Origin of the sequence: Delftia sp. DS1230, assembly GCF_040112715.1 — a bacterium.
Lineage (GTDB): Bacteria > Pseudomonadota > Gammaproteobacteria > Burkholderiales > Burkholderiaceae_C > Comamonas > Comamonas tsuruhatensis.
Window position 1 is genome coordinate 451,921 of the sequence record NZ_CP157763.1, and the last position, 16,838, is coordinate 468,758.

Consider the following 16,838-nt stretch of genomic DNA (forward strand, 5'->3'; position numbering starts at 1 on the left):
AAGCAATTCACGTTTAGGGACGTTTATTAATGCCAACCATTAACCAACTCGTGCGTCAGGGCCGCACGGTCGAAGTTGTCAAATCCAAGAGCCCTGCTATGGAAAACTGCCCTCAGCGCCGCGGCGTGTGCACCCGTGTGTACACCACGACGCCCAAGAAGCCTAACTCCGCTCTGCGTAAGGTTGCCAAGGTGCGCCTGACCAACGGCTTCGAGGTCATCTCCTACATCGGTGGTGAAGGCCACAACCTGCAAGAGCACAGCGTTGTGCTGGTGCGCGGCGGCCGTGTGAAGGACTTGCCCGGTGTGCGTTACCACATCGTGCGTGGCTCCCTTGACCTGCAAGGCGTCAAGGACCGCAAGCAAGCCCGTTCCAAGTACGGCGCGAAGAAGCCCAAGGCCAAGTAAGCCCTGCGTTTTTTCGAAGAAGGTGCTGTATCCCGCGTGGCGCGAGATCCAGCGTAGTGACCCCAAACGCAAGTGTTTTGCGCGGGTCGAGTAAGTGGGAGTCCTGTTGGCTCTCGCGGTGTCTGAAAAGACGCCAACTGAAGCAAGATAGAGGTAAAAAATGCCACGTCGTCGCGAAGTCCCCAAACGTGAAATCCTGCCGGATCCCAAGTTCGGCAATGTCGAGCTGTCCAAGTTCATGAACGTGATCATGGAAGGCGGCAAGAAGGCGGTCGCAGAACGCATCATCTACGGTGCCCTGGACCTGATTCAAAAGAAGCACCCTGACAAAGACCCGCTGGAAGCCTTCATCGTTGCCATCAACAACGTGAAGCCCATGGTCGAAGTGAAGTCCCGCCGCGTCGGCGGTGCCAACTACCAGGTGCCCGTCGAAGTGCGTCCCGTGCGTCGCCTGGCCCTGTCCATGCGTTGGCTGAAGGAAGCTGCACGCAAGCGCGGCGAGAAGTCCATGGCCCAGCGCCTGGCCAACGAGCTGCTCGAGGCCACCGAAGGCCGTGGCGGCGCCATGAAGCGCCGTGACGAAGTGCACCGCATGGCCGAAGCCAACAAGGCGTTCAGCCACTTCCGCTTCTAAGAGCGCTTCGCTCCTGATCAGACGGGCCGCATGCATTTTTGCCTGCGGCCTTGTCTCGATTAGGAGCATCCCCAGATAAGACTGCTGTCCGTCTGCACCATGAGGCTGGAACGGGCAGAGACTCCCTCCATACGATCAATCAAGGATCCATCATGGCTCGCAAGACCCCCATCGAGCGCTACCGCAATATCGGTATCTCCGCCCACATCGACGCCGGCAAAACCACCACCACCGAACGTATCCTGTTCTACACCGGTGTGACCCACAAGCTGGGCGAAGTGCACGACGGCGCTGCTACGACCGACTGGATGGAGCAAGAGCAAGAGCGCGGCATCACCATCACTTCCGCTGCAGTGACCTGCTTCTGGAAGGGCATGGACCTGTCCTACCCCGAGCACCGTTTCAACATCATCGACACCCCCGGCCACGTGGACTTCACCATTGAGGTGGAGCGTTCCATGCGCGTGCTGGACGGCGCCTGCATGGTGTACTGCGCCGTGGGCGGCGTGCAGCCCCAGTCGGAAACCGTGTGGCGTCAGGCCAACAAGTACAAGGTGCCTCGTCTGGCCTTCGTGAACAAGATGGACCGTACCGGCGCCAACTTCTTCAAGGTCGTCGAGCAGATGAAGCTGCGCCTGAAGGCCAACCCCGTGCCCGTCGTGATCCCGATCGGTGCCGAAGAAAACTTCAAGGGCGTGGTCGACCTCGTCAAGATGAAGGCCATCATCTGGGACGAAGCCTCGCAAGGCATGAAGTTCGAATACCACGAAATCCCCGCCGAGCTGGTGGAGACCGCCAACAAGTGGCGTGAAAACCTCGTGGAAGCCGCTGCCGAAGCCAGCGAAGACCTGATGAACAAGTACCTGGAAGAAGGTACTCTGTCCGAAGAAGACGTGAAGGCCGGCCTGCGCGCTCGTACGCTGGCTACCGAAATCCAGCCCATGCTGTGCGGTACCGCCTTCAAGAACAAGGGTGTGCAGCGCATGCTGGACGCCGTGATCGACTACCTGCCGGCGCCTGTGGACATCCCTGACGTCACCGGTACCGATCCCGAAAACGAAGAAACCAAGCTCAGCCGCAAGGCAGACGACGGCGAAAAGTTCTCGGCCCTGGCCTTCAAGCTGATGACCGACCCGTTCGTCGGCCAACTGACCTTCGTGCGCGTGTACTCGGGCGTCCTGACCAAGGGCGACACCGTTTTCAACTCGGTCAAGGGCAAGAAGGAGCGTATCGGCCGTATCGTGCAGATGATGGCCAACGAGCGCGTGGAAGTCGAAGAAATCCGCGCCGGCGACATCGCTGCCTGCGTGGGCCTGAAGGACGTGACCACCGGCGAAACGCTGTGCGCCGTCGAAGCTCCCATCGTGCTGGAACGCATGGTCTTCCCCGAGCCCGTGATTGCACAGGCCGTGGAGCCCAAGTCCAAGGCCGACCAGGAAAAGATGGGCATCGCCCTGTCGCGCCTGGCTGCTGAAGATCCGTCCTTCCGCGTGCGCACCGATGAAGAATCGGGCCAGACCATCATCGCCGGCATGGGCGAGCTGCACCTGGAAATCATCGTTGACCGCATGAAGCGCGAATTCAACGTGGAAGCCAACGTGGGCAAGCCCCAGGTGGCCTACCGCGAAACCATTCGCCAGAAGGTTACCGATGTGGACGGCAAGTTCGTTCGCCAGTCCGGCGGCAAGGGCCAGTACGGCCACGTCGTGCTGACCCTGGAACCCCAGGAAGCCGGCAAGGGCTTCGAGTTCGTCGACGAAATCAAGGGCGGTGTGGTTCCTCGCGAATACATCCCTGCGGTCGAGAAGGGCGTGATCGAGGCGCTGACTTCCGGCGTGCTGGCCGGCTACCCCGTGGTGGACGTCAAGGTGCGCCTGACCTTCGGTTCGTACCACGATGTGGACTCGAACGAAATGGCCTTCAAGATGGCTGCCATCTTCGGCTTCAAGGAAGGCGCCAAGAAGGCCAGCCCCGTCATCCTCGAGCCCATGATGGCCGTGGAAGTCGAGACGCCCGAAGACTACGCCGGCACCGTGATGGGCGACCTGTCCTCGCGTCGCGGCATGGTCCAGGGCATGGACGACATGGCCGGCGGTGGCAAGTCCATCAAGGCTGAAGTGCCGCTGTCGGAAATGTTCGGCTACGCCACTTCGCTGCGTTCGCAGACGCAAGGCCGCGCTACGTACACGATGGAGTTCAAGCACTACGCCGAAGCTCCCCGCAACGTGGCCGAAGCCATCGTGGCTGCTCGCGCCAAGTAAGGCTTTTTGTATAATCGAAGGCTTTTGAGTCGCAGCCCCTGAAAAGGGGCTGCGATTTTTGCCGGTCTGCGATCCCATGCCGTCCTGTCACCTGTGCGGGGCGACCAAGCAATGGGATGCAGACCTTAAACATCACACAGGTTTTGCTCTTTCGGAGAAATCATGGCAAAGGAAAAATTCGAGCGGACCAAGCCCCACGTCAACGTGGGCACCATCGGTCACGTGGACCACGGCAAGACGACCCTGACGGCTGCCATCGCCACCGTTCTGTCCAAGAAGTTCGGCGGCGAAGCCAAGGCTTACGACCAGATCGACGCAGCACCTGAAGAAAAGGCCCGCGGCATCACGATCAACACCGCCCACGTCGAGTACGAAACGGCCAACCGCCACTACGCTCACGTTGACTGCCCCGGCCACGCCGACTACGTCAAGAACATGATCACCGGCGCTGCTCAGATGGACGGCGCTATCCTGGTGTGCTCGGCCGCTGACGGCCCGATGCCCCAGACCCGCGAGCACATCCTGCTGGCTCGTCAGGTGGGCGTGCCCTACATCATCGTGTTCCTGAACAAGTGCGACATGGTGGACGACGAAGAGCTGCTGGAGCTGGTCGAAATGGAAGTGCGCGAGCTGCTGGCCAAGTACGACTTCCCCGGCGACGACACCCCCATCATCCGCGGCTCGGCCAAGCTGGCCCTGGAAGGTGACGCAAGCGACAAGGGCGAGCCCGCCATCCTGCGTCTGGCTGAAGCCCTGGACACCTACATCCCCACGCCCGAGCGCGCTGTGGACGGTGCCTTCGCAATGCCCGTGGAAGACGTGTTCTCGATCTCCGGCCGTGGCACCGTGGTGACCGGTCGCGTTGAGCGCGGCATCATCAAGGTCGGCGAAGAAATCGAAATCGTCGGTATCCGCGACACCCAGAAGACCATCGTCACCGGCGTGGAAATGTTCCGCAAGCTGCTGGACCAAGGCCAGGCTGGCGACAACGTGGGCCTGCTGCTGCGCGGCACCAAGCGTGAAGACGTGGAACGCGGCCAAGTGCTGTGCAAGCCCGGCTCCATCAAGCCCCACACCCACTTCACGGCTGAGGTGTACGTGCTGTCCAAGGACGAAGGTGGTCGCCACACTCCGTTCTTCAACAACTACCGTCCCCAGTTCTATTTCCGCACGACCGACGTGACCGGCTCTATCGAGCTGCCCGCCGACAAGGAAATGGTGATGCCTGGCGATAACGTGTCGATCACCGTCAAGCTGATCGCCCCCATCGCCATGGAAGAAGGTCTGCGCTTCGCTATCCGCGAAGGCGGCCGTACCGTGGGCGCTGGCGTGGTTGCAAAGATCATTGCGTAATTCTTAGAAAACTAGGAATACACAATGTCCAAGCAAAAAATCCGCATCCGCCTGAAGGCGTTTGACTACAAGCTGATCGACCAGTCGGCTGCTGAAATCGTTGACACTGCCAAGCGCACCGGCGCCATCGTCAAGGGTCCCGTGCCCCTGCCGACACGCATGAAGCGCTTCGACATCCTGCGCTCGCCGCACGTCAACAAGACCAGCCGCGACCAGTTCGAAATCCGCACTCACCAGCGCCTGATGGACATCGTTGACCCGACTGACAAGACGGTTGACGCTCTGATGAAGCTGGACCTGCCCGCAGGTGTGGACGTCGAGATCAAGCTGCAATAAGTACTTCACAGGCCCCTTGCGGGGCCGTTGAAGGGCTTTGATTTAACGCGAACTTGCTTGAAAAGGCAGTTCGCGTTAAAATTTGGGGCTTCGCCTTTCTTGAGCGAAGTTTTATCAACCTTCTTTCGTGCGCAAGGCCTTGGTCATCTGGGGCGGGAGCGCAACGCTGGGCCAATTGCAGTTTCAGCGGCGGAAGTTTTGGAGCAAACAAATGAGTCTGAGCAACTCCCTCGGGTTGCTGGGTCGCAAGGTGGGCATGATGCGTCTGTTCACTGATGATGGGGACGCAGTGCCTGTCACAGTGGTGGATGTGTCGAACAACCGCGTGACTCAGGTCAAAACCCAAGAGAACGATGGCTACGTGGCCCTGCAGGTCACTTTCGGTTCGCGCAAGGCATCTCGCGTGACCAAGCCAGAAGCCGGCCACCTTGCCAAGGCAGGTGTCGAAGCCGGTGAAGTGATGGGTGAATTCCGCGTGACCGAAGAAACCGCTGGCAAGTACGCCGCAGGCTCCGTCCTGCCCGTCGCCGAGCTGTTCTCGGTGGGCCAGAAGGTGGACGTGCAAGGCACTTCCATCGGTAAGGGCTTCGCCGGCACCATCAAGCGTCACAACTTCCGCTCGCAGCGCGCCTCGCACGGCAACAGCCGTTCGCACAATGTTCCCGGCTCCATCTCGATGGCCCAGGATCCAGGTCGCGTGTTCCCGGGCAAGAAGATGACCGGCCACATGGGCGATGAAACCATCACCACCCAAAATCTCGACGTGGTTCGCATTGACGAAGCACGCCAACTGCTCTTGATCAAGGGCGCTGTTCCGGGCTCCAAGGGTGGCTTCGTGACGGTGCGCCCCGCCATCAAGGCCAAAGCTTCCAAGGGAGCGAACTAATGCAGCTCGAACTCCTGAATGAACAAGGCCAGGCCGCATCCAAGTTTGATGCGCCCGAGACTGTTTTCGGCCGTGAATTCAACGAAGACCTCGTCCACCAGATCGTGATCGCCTACCGTGCCAACGCACGCCAGGGCACTCGCGCTCAGAAGGACCGCGAGCAGGTTCGTCACACGACCGCCAAGCCGTTCAAGCAAAAAGGCACCGGCCGTGCTCGTGCCGGTATGTCCTCCTCGCCTCTGTGGCGTGGCGGCGGCCGCATCTTCCCGAATCTGCCTGAAGAAAACTTCACGCAGAAGATCAACAAGAAGATGTACCGCGCCGGCATGGTTGCCATCCTGTCGCAGCTGGCCCGCGAAGGCCGTCTGGCCGTGGTGGACTCGCTCAAGCTCGAAAGCCCCAAGACCAAGGTGCTGGCCGACAAGTTCAAGGCCATGAACCTGGAATCGGTCATGGTGATCGCTGAAGAAGTCGACGAGAACCTGTACCTGGCTTCCCGCAATCTGAAGAACGTGTTCGTGGTCGAGCCGCGCTACGCCGACCCCGTGTCGCTGGTGCACTACAAGAAAGTGCTCGTCACCAAGGGTGCGATCGACAAACTCAAGGAGATGTTCGAATGAGCACGCTCAAGTTTGACGAAGGTCGTCTGATGCAGGTGTTGGTTGCTCCCATCGTGTCCGAAAAGGCCACCATGGTTGCAGAGAAGTCCAACGCCGTGACGTTCAAGGTGCTGCAGAGCGCCACCAAGCATGAAATCAAGGCCGCCGTGGAACTGATGTTCAAGGTGGAAGTTGCTGGTGTCTCCGTGGTGAACATCAAGGGCAAGACCAAGCGCTTTGGCAAGACCACCGGCCGCCGCGACCACGTTCGCAAGGCCTACGTGATGCTCAAGCCCGGTCAAGAGCTGAACCTGTCCGGGGAGGCTGCGTAATCATGGCTGTTATCAAGCTCAAACCGACGACCCCCGGCCAACGCGGCACGGTCAAGGTCACGCGTGACCATCTGCACAAGGGTGCAGGTTTCGCCCCCCTGCTGGAGCCTCAGCACCAGAAGTCGGGGCGTAACAACAACGGTCACATCACCACCCGTCACAAGGGCGGTGGCCACAAGCACCACTATCGCGTGGTGGACTTCAAGCGCACCAAGGACGGCATCCCCGCCAAGGTCGAGCGCATTGAGTACGACCCCAACCGTACGGCCCACATCGCTCTGGTGTGCTATGCCGACGGCGAGCGTCGCTACATCATTGCTCCGCGCAACCTGGAAGTCGGCGCAACGATCGTCAGCGGTTCGGAAGCCCCGATCCGCGTGGGCAACACCCTGCCGATCCGCAACATCCCCGTGGGTTCGACCATCCACTGCATCGAACTGAAGATCGGCGCTGGCGCGCAGATCGCCCGTTCGGCAGGTACGTCGGCTACGCTGCTGGCCCGTGAAGGCATCTACGCCCAAGTGCGTATGCGTTCCGGCGAAGTGCGCAAGGTGCACATCGAATGCCGCGCGACCATCGGTGAAGTCGCCAACGAAGAGCACAGCCTGCGCCGTCTGGGCAAGGCCGGTGTGAAGCGCTGGATGGGTATCCGCCCGACCGTTCGCGGCGTGGTGATGAACCCTGTCGATCACCCGCACGGTGGTGGTGAAGGCAAGACCGGTGAAGGTCGTCACGCTGTTGACCCATGGGGCAACCTGACGAAGGGCTACCGTACCCGTAACAACAAGCGCACGCAGTCGATGATTGTGTCGCGTCGTAAGAAGTAAAGGGTAGCAAATGACTCGTTCTCTTAAAAAGGGTCCGTTTGTTGACCATCACTTGCTGGCAAAGGCCGAGAAGGCCGTCGCCACCAAGGACAAGAAGCCCGTCAAGACCTGGTCGCGTCGCTCCATGGTTCTGCCCGAGTTCATCGGTCTGACCATTGCCGTGCACAACGGCAAGCAGCACGTGCCCGTGTATGTGACTGACCAGATGGTCGGCCACAAGCTCGGCGAATTCGCGCTGACCCGTACCTTCAAGGGTCACCCGGCGGACAAAAAAGCCAAGAAGTAAGGAATAGAACATGTCTGAAACACGTGCTGTTCTCCGTGGCGTCCGCCTGTCTGTGGACAAGGGTCGCCTGGTCGCGGACCTGATCCGCGGCAAGAAAGTGGACCAAGCCCTGAACATCCTGACGTTCACGCAGAAAAAAGCTGCCGTGATCATCAAGAAGGTGCTCGAGTCCGCCATCGCCAACGCCGAGCACAACGACGGCGCCGACATCGACGAACTGAAGGTCAAGACCATCTTCGTCGAACAAGGCACCACGCTCAAGCGCTTCACCGCGCGTGCAAAGGGCCGCGGCAATCGCATCAGCAAGCCCACGTGCCACGTGTACGTGACGGTTGGCAACTGAAAGGCCTGGGAAGAATATGGGACAGAAAATCCATCCTACCGGCTTCCGCCTGGCTGTTAGCCGCAACTGGGCCAGCCGTTGGTACGCAAGCAACCGCGACTTCGCCGGCATGCTGGCCGAAGACATCAAGGTGCGCGAGTTCCTGAAGGCCAAGCTGAAGAACGCCGCCGTGTCGCGCATCCTGATCGAGCGTCCTGCAAAGAACGCCCGCATCACGATCTTCTCGGCACGTCCTGGTGTCGTGATCGGCAAGAAGGGCGAGGACATCGAGAACCTGAAGAAGGAACTCGCAACCCGTCTGGGCGTGCCCGTGGCTGTGAACATCGAAGAAGTGCGCAAGCCTGAAATCGATGCCAAGCTGATCGCCGACTCGATCTGCCAGCAGCTCGAAAAGCGCATCATGTTCCGCCGCGCCATGAAGCGTGCGATGCAAAACGCCATGCGTCTGGGTGCCCAAGGCATCAAGATCATGTCTTCGGGCCGTCTGAACGGTATCGAAATTGCACGCTGCGAGTGGTACCGCGAAGGCCGTGTGCCACTTCACACGCTGCGCGCCGACATCGACTATGGCTTCTCCGAAGCCAAGACGACCTACGGTGTGATCGGTGTGAAGGTCTGGGTCTACAAGGGTGACACGCTGGGTCGTAACGACCTGCCGGCAGCCGAGACCCCCCGCCCCGAAGAAGAGCGTCGTCCTCGCGGCCCCCGTCGCGATGGTCGCGGCGATGGTCGTCGTGACGGTGCTGGCCGTGGTGCCCGCCGCCCCGCAGGCGCTAACGCAGCACCTGCAGACGGCAGCGACAAGCCCGCCGGCGCTGGCGCTGATTCCGTTAAGCGCGTTCGCAAGACTGACGCGCCCGCTACAGCAGCGGACGGTAAAGGAGAATAAAGATGCTGCAACCTGCTCGCCGCAAATACCGCAAGGAGCAAAAGGGTCGCAACACCGGTATTGCAACGCGTGGTAACTCCGTTGCTTTCGGTGACTTCGGCCTGAAGTCCACTGACCGTGGTCGCCTGACGGCACGTCAGATCGAAGCGGCTCGCCGCGCGATCTCGCGTCACGTCAAGCGCGGCGGTCGTATCTGGATCCGCGTGTTCCCGGACAAGCCAATCTCTACCAAGCCCGCAGAAGTGCGTATGGGTAACGGTAAGGGCAACCCCGAGTACTACGTGGCCGAAATCCAGCCCGGCAAGGTGCTCTACGAAATCGTGGGCGTCCCTGAAGAGCTGGCTCGTGAAGCGTTCCGCCTGGCCGCTGCAAAGCTGCCGCTGCGTACGACCTTCGTGTCCCGTCAAATTGGTGCCTAAGGAGAACAACATGACGAAAGCTGCTGAACTCCGCCAAAAAGACGTTGCCGGCCTGGAAGCCGAAGTGAAGTCCCTGCAAAAGGCTCACTTTGGTCTGCGTATGCAAAAGGCCACGCAACAGCTGGGTAACACGAACACGCTGCGTACCACGCGCCGTGACATCGCCCGCGCCAAGACCATCCTTGCTGAAAAGCAAGCCGCCAAGTAATCAGGAAGCCGACATGACGGAAGCTAAAAAATCCCTCAAGCGCACCTTGATTGGCAAGGTGGTCAGCGACAAGCGTGCCAAGACCGTGACGGTCATGGTTGAACGCCGCGTCAAGCACCCGATCTATGACAAGATCATGATCAAGTCCAGCAAGTACCACGCTCACGACGAGCAAGGTGAGTACAAGCTGGGCGACGTGATCGAAATCACGGAAAGCCGCCCGCTGTCCAAGACCAAGAACTGGGTTGCTACCCGCTTGGTGCAAAAGGCTGCTCTGGTGTAAGCCTACCTAGGCCCACCGGCTGCAAAGCCACAGGAAACGACCCACAATGTGGGTCGTTTTTTCGTTTGGGGACCGCCATTTCGGCGGCCCCCGGTTTTGCACCACAAAGGAGATAGAGATGATCAAAGTCGGAGATGCCCTGCCCGCTGCCACCCTGATGGAATACGTGGAAGTCGAAGGCAATGGCTGCAGCATCGGCCCCAACCCCGTGAAGCTGCCCGAAGCCGCTGCAGGCAAGACCATCGCGGTCTTCGCCGTGCCCGGGGCATTCACTCCCACCTGCTCGGCCAAGCATGTGCCCGGCTTCGTGGAGCAGGCCGAAGCCTTCAAGGCTGCCGGCGTGGACGAGATCTGGTGCCTGTCGGTCAACGACGCCTTCGTGATGGGCGCATGGGCCCGCGACCAGAAGACCGATGGCAAGGTGCGCATGCTGGCCGACGGCGACGCCGCATTCGCCAAGGCCACCGGCCTGACGCTGGATCTGAATGGCAAGGGCCTGGGCCTGCGCAGCAACCGCTATTCCATGCTGGTCAAGGACGGCAAGGTCGTCACGCTGAACGTGGAAGGCCCTGGCAAGTTCGAGGTCAGCGACGCGGCCACTTTGCTGGGCCAGGCCAAGGCCTGATCGCGCTGCAGGCCTTCTGGCCTGCGCACCGTGCTATTGCGAAAAAAGGCATTGCACCCGGGTGCAATGCCTTTTTGTATTGGGGGCGCTGGTTCAGCCAGGCCGGCCTAGAAAATATCGGCCTTGAGGTAGTGCGCCCCCGCGATGGGGTTGTGATAGTAGGGCGGGATTTCCTCGAAGCCCAGGTCGACGTAGAGGGCGCGGGCCGATTCCATGTCGTCCAGCGTGTCCAGCAGCACATGGTCATAGCCGGCCTGGCGCGCCACATCAAGCATGGCTTCGGCCAGCTGCCGACCCAGCCCGAAACCGCGAAAGGCCTTGCGCACGAACAGGCGCCTCATCTCGGCGGCATTGGCGTAGTCGCAGTTGTCCAGGGGGCGCAGGGCGCAGCAGCCGGCCACTGCGCCATCGACCCTGGCCAGCAGGATGTGGCCGCGCGGCGCAGCGTAGTCGCCGGGCAGATCGGCGATCTCGGCCTCGAAATCTTGAAATTGCAGATCGACATCCAGGCTTGCAGCGTACTCCCGGAAGATCTGGCGGACTTCGTCCCAGTCTTCCGCGGGATTCGGCGCCAGCAAGGCGACAGCAGGCTTGTCCACGGGCACTCAGCTAAAACGACGGAAAGCGCAGTGTAGCGGCAAGCGGCCCACCTCTGGCTGCGCCGTCAGAAAGCGCCACCAAGCTGCTGTACCCACCATGCCGCAGCGCCTGCCCCGAAGGCCAGGGCCAAGGCCAGCCAACGGCTGCCTGCCGTGTCGCGTGAGGCGGGTACTGGCGCGGACAACTGTTTGTCCCCGGTCACCATGGCTCGCACCAGGCCGCGCCCGCGCCAGGCATAGAACACGATGGCCAGAAGATGCAGGGCCACCAGTGCGTACAGCAAATACTGTCCCCAATGCGCGTGATAGGCCGTGGCCTGCGCCACCGTGCCGCCCGATGCGAAGCGGCTCAGCGGTCCGGAGAACGCAATCTCGTCATCGCTGAGCAATCCGCTGCCTACCTGGGCGATCAGCACCGCCAGCATGGCCAGCACGGACAGAGCGCCCAACGGGCTGTGGCCTGCGCTGTCGCTCTCCGCTCCTTGTCCGCGCAGATGGCGCAGCAGGGCGGAAGGTGCATGGATGAAGCTGGCAAAGCGCGACCAGCGGCCACCCACCAGGCCCCACAACAGGCGAAACAGCAGCAAGGCCAGCATGACATGGCCCAGCAGCAGATGCCAGTTCATGGCATTGCCGCCCAGTTTGGCCGTCACGACCAGGGCAATCACGGTTGCGGCCAGCAGCCAGTGAAACAGCCGGGTGGGCAGGTCCCAGATGCGGACCTTGTGCTTGGCGGCGCCTTGTGCGGTCGGTTCTTGTGCCATGGCATGAGCGTGTGGGTGGGAATGAGTGCATTGTGCCGACCTGCATTCCGGAGCCGGCAGTCAATGCACCCTGGCTGCGGTCAATCAAAGCTGCGCCCGCAAGGCGTCACTGCCATACTGGCCCGGCAGATTTCCCCACACTCGAAAAGGAAAACCACGATGAAGAAAGTTTCTGCATGGGCGCTGGCCGCCCTGGTGGCCGCTACCGCGCTGCCGGCTTCCGCCCAGTTTGCCAAGTCCGAGGACGCCATCAAGTACCGCCAGGGCGCGCTCGACGTGCTGGGCCAGCATTTCGGGCGCCTGGGCGCCATGGCGAACGGAAAGATCCCCTTCGATGCCAAGGCGGCCCAGGAAAACGCCGAGGTGGTGGCCTTCATGGCCAAGCTGCCCTGGGCAGGTTTCGGCGCAGGCACGGAGGGTGGAAAGGCCAAGCCTGAAATCTGGAAGGAGCAGGCCAAGTTCCAGGATCTGTCGGAGAAGATGCAGGCCGAGACGGTCAAGCTCGCGGCTGCGGCCAAGTCCGGCAACCTGGACCAGCTCAAGGCGGCCTTCGGCCCGGCCGCTGCCAGCTGCAAGGCCTGCCACGACAGCTTCCGCAGCCGCTGATCGGCATGCAGATGCAAAAAAACCGGCGTGATGCCGGTTTTTTCTGGGCTTGCCTGCGCCGTATCAGGCTTCGGCCAGCAGTTTCTCGATCAGCCGGTGCAACTCGGCGAAGTCAGGCGCTCCCACATAGCGCTTCACGATGTCGCCGCGCTTGTTGACGATGTAGGTGGTGGGCGTCAGCTGCACATCACCCCAGGCGCGGGCCACGGCGCCGGTGTTGTCCAGCGCCACCTTGAACGGCAGCTTGCGCGAATCGGCGAAGTTCACCACATAGCTGGGCGGGTCGTAGCTCATGGCCACGGCCAGGGTCTCGAAGCCCTGGCCCTGGAATTTCTGGTGGGTGGCGACGATCTCCGGCATCTCGGCCACGCAGGTGGTGCAGCTGGTGGCCCAGAAATTGACCAGCGTCACCTTGCCCTTGAAATCGGCCGTGGTCTGCTTGCTGCCATCCAGCAGCACGAAGGTCGATTGCGGCGCCGCCGTCTGGCCTGCGCCCGAATACACCCATGCGCCCATTCCGGCGGCTGCGGCGATCACCACGCCTGCGATCCAATGTTTGCTTGCCATAGCGACGATTGTGCCCAAAGTTGTGCCCGTAGGCCTGCACGCATGCCGTGCACCGCGTTTCGATGCGCGGCAAGGGCAAAAGTTCGGGTCTCGGTCAAGCGGGCCGTGTCGATAATGCCGGCATGACATTGATGGAAAGCTTTTTGATCCCCATGGCAAGGCTCCGCGCTCCTGCCATGCGGTTTGCTGCCGCTGTGCTGGTGTTGACGCCCTTGGCCGCATGCAGTCCCCGGCTGGATTGGCGGCAGGTTGCGGTCGAGGGCACGCCACTGCGTGTGCTTTTGCCTTGCGATCCGCAATCGGCCACCCGGCCGGTGGAACTGGGCCAGGGCATGGGCACGGTGCAGATGTCCATGATGGGATGCGACGCCGATGCGTCCACCTACGCGGTTTCCCACTTCCTGGTCAGCGAGCCCTCCAGGGCCGCCGAGATGCTGTCGTACTGGCAGGCGGCCGTGCTCGGTCAGATGAATCCGGGTGCGCCGGGACAGGCGCCGGCCGGCGCCAAGCAATTGCGCTCCAAGGAAGATGGCTCCTTCGTGCCTGCAGGCGCCTTGAATCTGCCGCAGTCGCTGCGCACCACGTTTGAAGGCGTGGGTCCCCAGGGCTGGAAGCTCACGGCCCATGGCGTGTGGTTTGCACGAATGGAGCCGGCGGGCGCGCGCCTCTACCATGCCGTGATCTACAGCGACAAGCCGCGCACAGACGAGGCCAACAACTTCTTCGCCAGCCTGCAACTGCAGTAGCAACAGGTTTGGAGCCACGGATGCGGGAGGCAACTGTGGCATGGAGCGCAGCGCAGGCGCGCCGTTTGCCCTGCATGCGCCTTCGCACGCCATAATCGACTCCGAACCCTGTGACTTCATGACCACGCGCATCCTTTTGTTCACCCACGCACCTTTGGCCCAGGCACTGCGCGAATGCGCCCTGCATGTGTTCGCCGACAGTGCCGAGGACGTCCTTGCCCTGGATGTGCCCGCTCAGGAGCCGCCCGAGGCCACCCTGATGCGTGCCGAGCAGTTGCTTGAAGACCATGGCGGCCTGCTGGGGCTGCCCACGCTGGTGCTGACCGACCTCTTTGGTGCGACGCCCTGCAACGTGGCGCAGCGCCTTGTGGCGCAACTGCCTGCCGGGCGGCTGGTGGCCGGAGTGAACTTGCCCATGCTGCTGCGCTCCATAGGCTATCGCCACGAGGCGCTGGAAGCCGTGGCCGAGCGTGCCTTGGCGGGAGGCAGCCATGGGGTGATGCAGGTGGGCGTGAACACGCCTCAGAACCAGAGTCCGCGACCATCCAATGATCAAGACCCCTATCACCATCAGCAATAAACTGGGCCTGCACGCCCGCGCCTCCGCCAAGCTCACCAAGCTTGCAGGCAGCTTTCCCTGCGAAGTCTGGATGAGCAAGGGCGAGCGGCGCATCAATGCCAAGAGCATCATGGGCGTGATGATGCTGGCTGCCGGCATGGGCTCCGAGGTGTTGCTGGAGACCGACGGAGCACAGGAGCAGGAAGCCATGGATGCGCTGACCGCCCTGATCAACGACAAGTTTGGCGAAGGCCAGTAATGTGCCTTTGCGGCGCTGGCAGGCGGTGAGCGCAACAGAGCAACACGCGCTGGAACTGGACGATGCCGCATTGCGACGGTCCGGGGCCTGCGCAGCAGCAGGCAAAGGACAGGCGCAATGACGTTTGCAATCCACGGACTGGCCGTGTCACGGGGTATCGCCATAGGGCGTGCGGTGGTGGTGGCCTCCAGCCGCATGGAGGTGGTGCACTACTTCATCCGGCCCGACCAGGTGGACGCGGAAATCGACCGTGCCCGCAGTGCGCGCAATGCCGTCATCGACGAGCTGCGCCGCCTGCAGGATGAAATGCCCAAGGATGCGCCGGGCGAGCTCGATGCCTTGCTCGACGTCCACCTGCTGCTTTTGCAGGACGAGGCCCTGGCCGCCGCCATCAAGCACTGGATATCCGATCGCCTCTACAACGCCGAATGGGCGCTGACCACGCAGCTGGAGGTCGTCTCGCGCCAGTTCGACGAGATGGAGGACGAATACCTGCGCGAGCGCAAGGCGGACCTCGAGCAGGTGGTCGAGCGCATCCTGCGCCATATGAAGGGCATGGCCAGCCCCGTGCCCGCACCGGCCGAGCTGTTGGCAGTCGAGGCAACGGGGGAGAGCACGCCGCCGCAGCAGCCGCTGCTGCTCGATGGCGCCACCGAGGCGCCGCTGGTTCTGGTGGCGCAGGACCTGTCGCCAGTGGACATGCTGCAGTTCAAGAGCCGGTTGTTTGCCGGCTTCATCACGGCCGTGGGTGGCCGCACTTCGCACACGGCCATCGTGGCGCGCAGCATGGACATTCCTGCCGTGGTCGGCGCCCGGGCTGCGGGGCAACTGATCCGCCAGGACGACTGGATCATCATCGACGGCAATGCAGGGGTCGTCATCGTCGATCCCTCACCCATCATCCTGGCCGAATATGGCTTTCGCCAGCGCCAGAACGAGCTCGAGCGCGAGCGCCTCTCGCGCCTGCGCCACACGCCTGCACTGACGCTGGACGGAGAGCGTATCGAGCTGCTGGCCAACATCGAGCAGCCCGGCGACGGGCCTGCGGCCGTGCATGCGGGCGCGGTGGGCGTGGGGCTGTTCCGCACGGAATTCCTGTTCATGGGGCGTGGCGGCAACCTGCCCGGCGAGGAAGAGCAATACCGGGCCTACCGCGAAGCCGTGGATGGAATGCAGGGCATGCCCGTGACCATTCGCACGCTGGACGTGGGCGCCGACAAGCCGCTGGACAAGGCCCAGCCCAAGGACTACTACCTGAATCCCGCGCTGGGTCTGCGCGCCATCCGCTGGAGCCTGGCCGATCCGGCCATGTTCCGCACCCAGCTGCGCGCCATCCTGCGTGCTGCCGCGCATGGGCAGATCCATCTGCTGTTCCCCATGCTGGCCCACCAAAGCGAGATCGAGCAGACCCTGGCCCAGGTGAGGTTGGCGCAAAGCGAGCTTGACGCGCGCGGCGTGGCGCACGGCCCGGTCAAGCTGGGCGCCATGATCGAGGTGCCTGCGGCAGCGCTGATCGTGCGCACCTTCCTGCGCTATTTCGACTTCCTGTCCATCGGCACCAACGACCTGATCCAGTACACGCTGGCCATCGACCGCGCCGACGAGACCGTGGCCCATCTCTACGATCCCCTGCATCCCGCCGTGCTCAAGCTGGTGGCGGATGTGATCGCCGAAGGAAGGGCGCAAGGCAAGAGCGTCTGTGTCTGCGGGGAGACCGCCGGCGATGTGGCCATGACGCGCCTGCTGCTGGGCCTGGGCCTGCGCAGCTTTTCCATGCATCCGGCGCAGATCCTGGTCGTCAAGCAGGAAATCTTGCGTGCCGACACACGCAAGCTGGCCGCCTGGGCGCAGGAAGTCCTTCGTTCGGACAGCCCGGCAGCGCTGCTGAGCCCATGACTTCGGTCAAGTGAAGGCGCGAGGCAAAAAAATCAACTTCAGTTGCGATTGATTCTCATTCGATGTTATGATCCGCTCCAATGCAGCAAGAAGCTCTCTGGTGGGGAATTCGAGCTGCAAGCTTTTTCAGTTTCATCGTGGGGCGACTCGCCAG

24 protein-coding genes are annotated in these 16,838 nt (G+C 62.1%); 21 read left to right on the forward strand and 3 right to left on the reverse strand.

Annotated features, from left to right (window positions below):
- The first annotated feature begins 29 nt into the window (after window positions 1-29).
- From rpsL to AAN986_RS02120, 16 genes are all read left to right on the forward strand, one after another.
- A complete protein-coding gene (gene rpsL / locus AAN986_RS02045) occupies window positions 30-407 on the forward strand; it encodes a 30S ribosomal protein S12 (RefSeq protein ID WP_003059441.1) in 378 nt (125 codons plus the stop codon).
- 160 nt (window positions 408-567) lie between these two features.
- A complete protein-coding gene (gene rpsG, locus AAN986_RS02050; protein ID WP_016448516.1) occupies window positions 568-1,041 on the forward strand; it encodes a 30S ribosomal protein S7 in 474 nt (157 codons plus the stop codon).
- A 152-nt stretch (window positions 1,042-1,193) separates the two neighbouring features.
- Window positions 1,194-3,302, forward strand: a complete 2,109-nt coding sequence (gene fusA / locus AAN986_RS02055; protein ID WP_016448515.1) for an elongation factor G — start codon at window positions 1,194-1,196, stop codon at window positions 3,300-3,302.
- A gap of 162 nt (window positions 3,303-3,464) precedes the next feature.
- Complete coding sequence (tuf, locus tag AAN986_RS02060; protein WP_016448514.1) at window positions 3,465-4,655, forward strand: elongation factor Tu; 1,191 nt, start codon at window positions 3,465-3,467, stop codon at window positions 4,653-4,655.
- Window positions 4,656-4,679: 24 nt separating this feature from the next.
- Entirely contained in the window at window positions 4,680-4,991 is a 312-nt protein-coding gene (gene rpsJ / locus AAN986_RS02065) for a 30S ribosomal protein S10 (protein ID WP_003059431.1), read from the forward strand.
- A gap of 211 nt (window positions 4,992-5,202) precedes the next feature.
- Complete coding sequence (rplC, locus tag AAN986_RS02070; protein WP_012202329.1) at window positions 5,203-5,877, forward strand: 50S ribosomal protein L3; 675 nt, start codon at window positions 5,203-5,205, stop codon at window positions 5,875-5,877.
- A complete protein-coding gene (gene rplD, locus AAN986_RS02075; protein WP_012202330.1) occupies window positions 5,877-6,497 on the forward strand; it encodes a 50S ribosomal protein L4 in 621 nt (206 codons plus the stop codon). Before rplC ends, rplD begins: the two co-directional genes overlap by 1 nt.
- Window positions 6,494-6,808, forward strand: a complete 315-nt coding sequence (gene rplW / locus AAN986_RS02080) for a 50S ribosomal protein L23 (RefSeq protein WP_012202331.1) — start codon at window positions 6,494-6,496, stop codon at window positions 6,806-6,808. Before rplD ends, rplW begins: the two co-directional genes overlap by 4 nt.
- Window positions 6,809-6,810: 2 nt before the next feature.
- Complete coding sequence (gene rplB, locus AAN986_RS02085) at window positions 6,811-7,635, forward strand: 50S ribosomal protein L2 (RefSeq protein ID WP_012202332.1); 825 nt, start codon at window positions 6,811-6,813, stop codon at window positions 7,633-7,635.
- A 10-nt stretch (window positions 7,636-7,645) separates the two neighbouring features.
- A complete protein-coding gene (rpsS, locus tag AAN986_RS02090) occupies window positions 7,646-7,921 on the forward strand; it encodes a 30S ribosomal protein S19 (protein ID WP_012202333.1) in 276 nt (91 codons plus the stop codon).
- A 10-nt stretch (window positions 7,922-7,931) separates the two neighbouring features.
- The gene (gene rplV, locus AAN986_RS02095; RefSeq protein WP_012202334.1) at window positions 7,932-8,264 is read left to right on the forward strand and encodes a 50S ribosomal protein L22; all 333 of its coding nucleotides are present in this window, start codon (window positions 7,932-7,934) and stop codon (window positions 8,262-8,264) included.
- A 16-nt stretch (window positions 8,265-8,280) separates the two neighbouring features.
- Window positions 8,281-9,153: a 30S ribosomal protein S3 gene (gene rpsC, locus AAN986_RS02100; protein ID WP_012202335.1), complete on the forward strand. Its 873-nt coding sequence runs from the start codon at window positions 8,281-8,283 to the stop codon at window positions 9,151-9,153.
- 2 nt (window positions 9,154-9,155) lie between these two features.
- Window positions 9,156-9,572 carry a 50S ribosomal protein L16 gene (gene rplP / locus AAN986_RS02105; RefSeq protein ID WP_012202336.1) on the forward strand — a complete coding sequence of 139 codons (417 nt, stop codon included), beginning with the start codon at window positions 9,156-9,158 and terminating at the stop codon, window positions 9,570-9,572.
- A 10-nt stretch (window positions 9,573-9,582) separates the two neighbouring features.
- On the forward strand, window positions 9,583-9,780 hold the full coding sequence (gene rpmC / locus AAN986_RS02110) for a 50S ribosomal protein L29 (RefSeq protein WP_012202337.1): 198 nt from the start codon (window positions 9,583-9,585) through the stop codon (window positions 9,778-9,780).
- A gap of 13 nt (window positions 9,781-9,793) precedes the next feature.
- Window positions 9,794-10,063 carry a 30S ribosomal protein S17 gene (rpsQ, locus tag AAN986_RS02115; protein ID WP_016448513.1) on the forward strand — a complete coding sequence of 90 codons (270 nt, stop codon included), beginning with the start codon at window positions 9,794-9,796 and terminating at the stop codon, window positions 10,061-10,063.
- A 118-nt stretch (window positions 10,064-10,181) separates the two neighbouring features.
- A complete protein-coding gene (locus AAN986_RS02120; protein ID WP_016448512.1) occupies window positions 10,182-10,688 on the forward strand; it encodes a peroxiredoxin in 507 nt (168 codons plus the stop codon).
- A gap of 107 nt (window positions 10,689-10,795) precedes the next feature.
- Here AAN986_RS02120 and AAN986_RS02125 read toward each other — a convergent pair whose 3' ends face one another.
- Both AAN986_RS02125 and AAN986_RS02130 read right to left on the reverse strand, forming a co-directional pair.
- Window positions 10,796-11,287, reverse strand: a complete 492-nt coding sequence (locus AAN986_RS02125) for a GNAT family N-acetyltransferase (protein ID WP_016448511.1) — start codon at window positions 11,285-11,287, stop codon at window positions 10,796-10,798.
- A gap of 65 nt (window positions 11,288-11,352) precedes the next feature.
- Window positions 11,353-12,051 (reverse strand): cytochrome b/b6 domain-containing protein, encoded by a 699-nt coding sequence (locus tag AAN986_RS02130; RefSeq protein WP_043792306.1) that lies wholly within the window; start codon window positions 12,049-12,051, stop codon window positions 11,353-11,355.
- Between the two features lie 159 nt (window positions 12,052-12,210).
- Between AAN986_RS02130 and AAN986_RS02135 the strand changes: the two genes are divergently transcribed.
- Complete coding sequence (locus AAN986_RS02135) at window positions 12,211-12,657, forward strand: cytochrome c (RefSeq protein ID WP_349335561.1); 447 nt, start codon at window positions 12,211-12,213, stop codon at window positions 12,655-12,657.
- A gap of 63 nt (window positions 12,658-12,720) precedes the next feature.
- Here the strand turns inward: AAN986_RS02135 and AAN986_RS02140 are convergent, their stop codons facing one another.
- Window positions 12,721-13,224, reverse strand: a complete 504-nt coding sequence (locus tag AAN986_RS02140; RefSeq protein WP_017403794.1) for a TlpA disulfide reductase family protein — start codon at window positions 13,222-13,224, stop codon at window positions 12,721-12,723.
- A gap of 275 nt (window positions 13,225-13,499) precedes the next feature.
- Between AAN986_RS02140 and AAN986_RS02145 the strand changes: the two genes are divergently transcribed.
- The 4 genes from AAN986_RS02145 to ptsP all read left to right on the forward strand — a co-directional run bounded on the left by AAN986_RS02145 (window position 13,500) and on the right by ptsP (window position 16,684).
- A complete protein-coding gene (locus AAN986_RS02145) occupies window positions 13,500-13,970 on the forward strand; it encodes a hypothetical protein (RefSeq protein WP_227468475.1) in 471 nt (156 codons plus the stop codon).
- Window positions 13,971-14,088: 118 nt separating this feature from the next.
- Complete coding sequence (locus AAN986_RS02150; RefSeq protein WP_026061990.1) at window positions 14,089-14,550, forward strand: PTS fructose transporter subunit IIA; 462 nt, start codon at window positions 14,089-14,091, stop codon at window positions 14,548-14,550.
- Window positions 14,519-14,788, forward strand: coding sequence for an HPr family phosphocarrier protein (locus AAN986_RS02155; protein ID WP_016448505.1), 270 nt, complete (start codon window positions 14,519-14,521; stop codon window positions 14,786-14,788). Before AAN986_RS02150 ends, AAN986_RS02155 begins: the two co-directional genes overlap by 32 nt.
- 117 nt (window positions 14,789-14,905) lie before the next feature.
- Complete coding sequence (gene ptsP, locus AAN986_RS02160; RefSeq protein WP_349335562.1) at window positions 14,906-16,684, forward strand: phosphoenolpyruvate--protein phosphotransferase; 1,779 nt, start codon at window positions 14,906-14,908, stop codon at window positions 16,682-16,684.
- Window positions 16,685-16,838 lie beyond the last annotated feature (154 nt).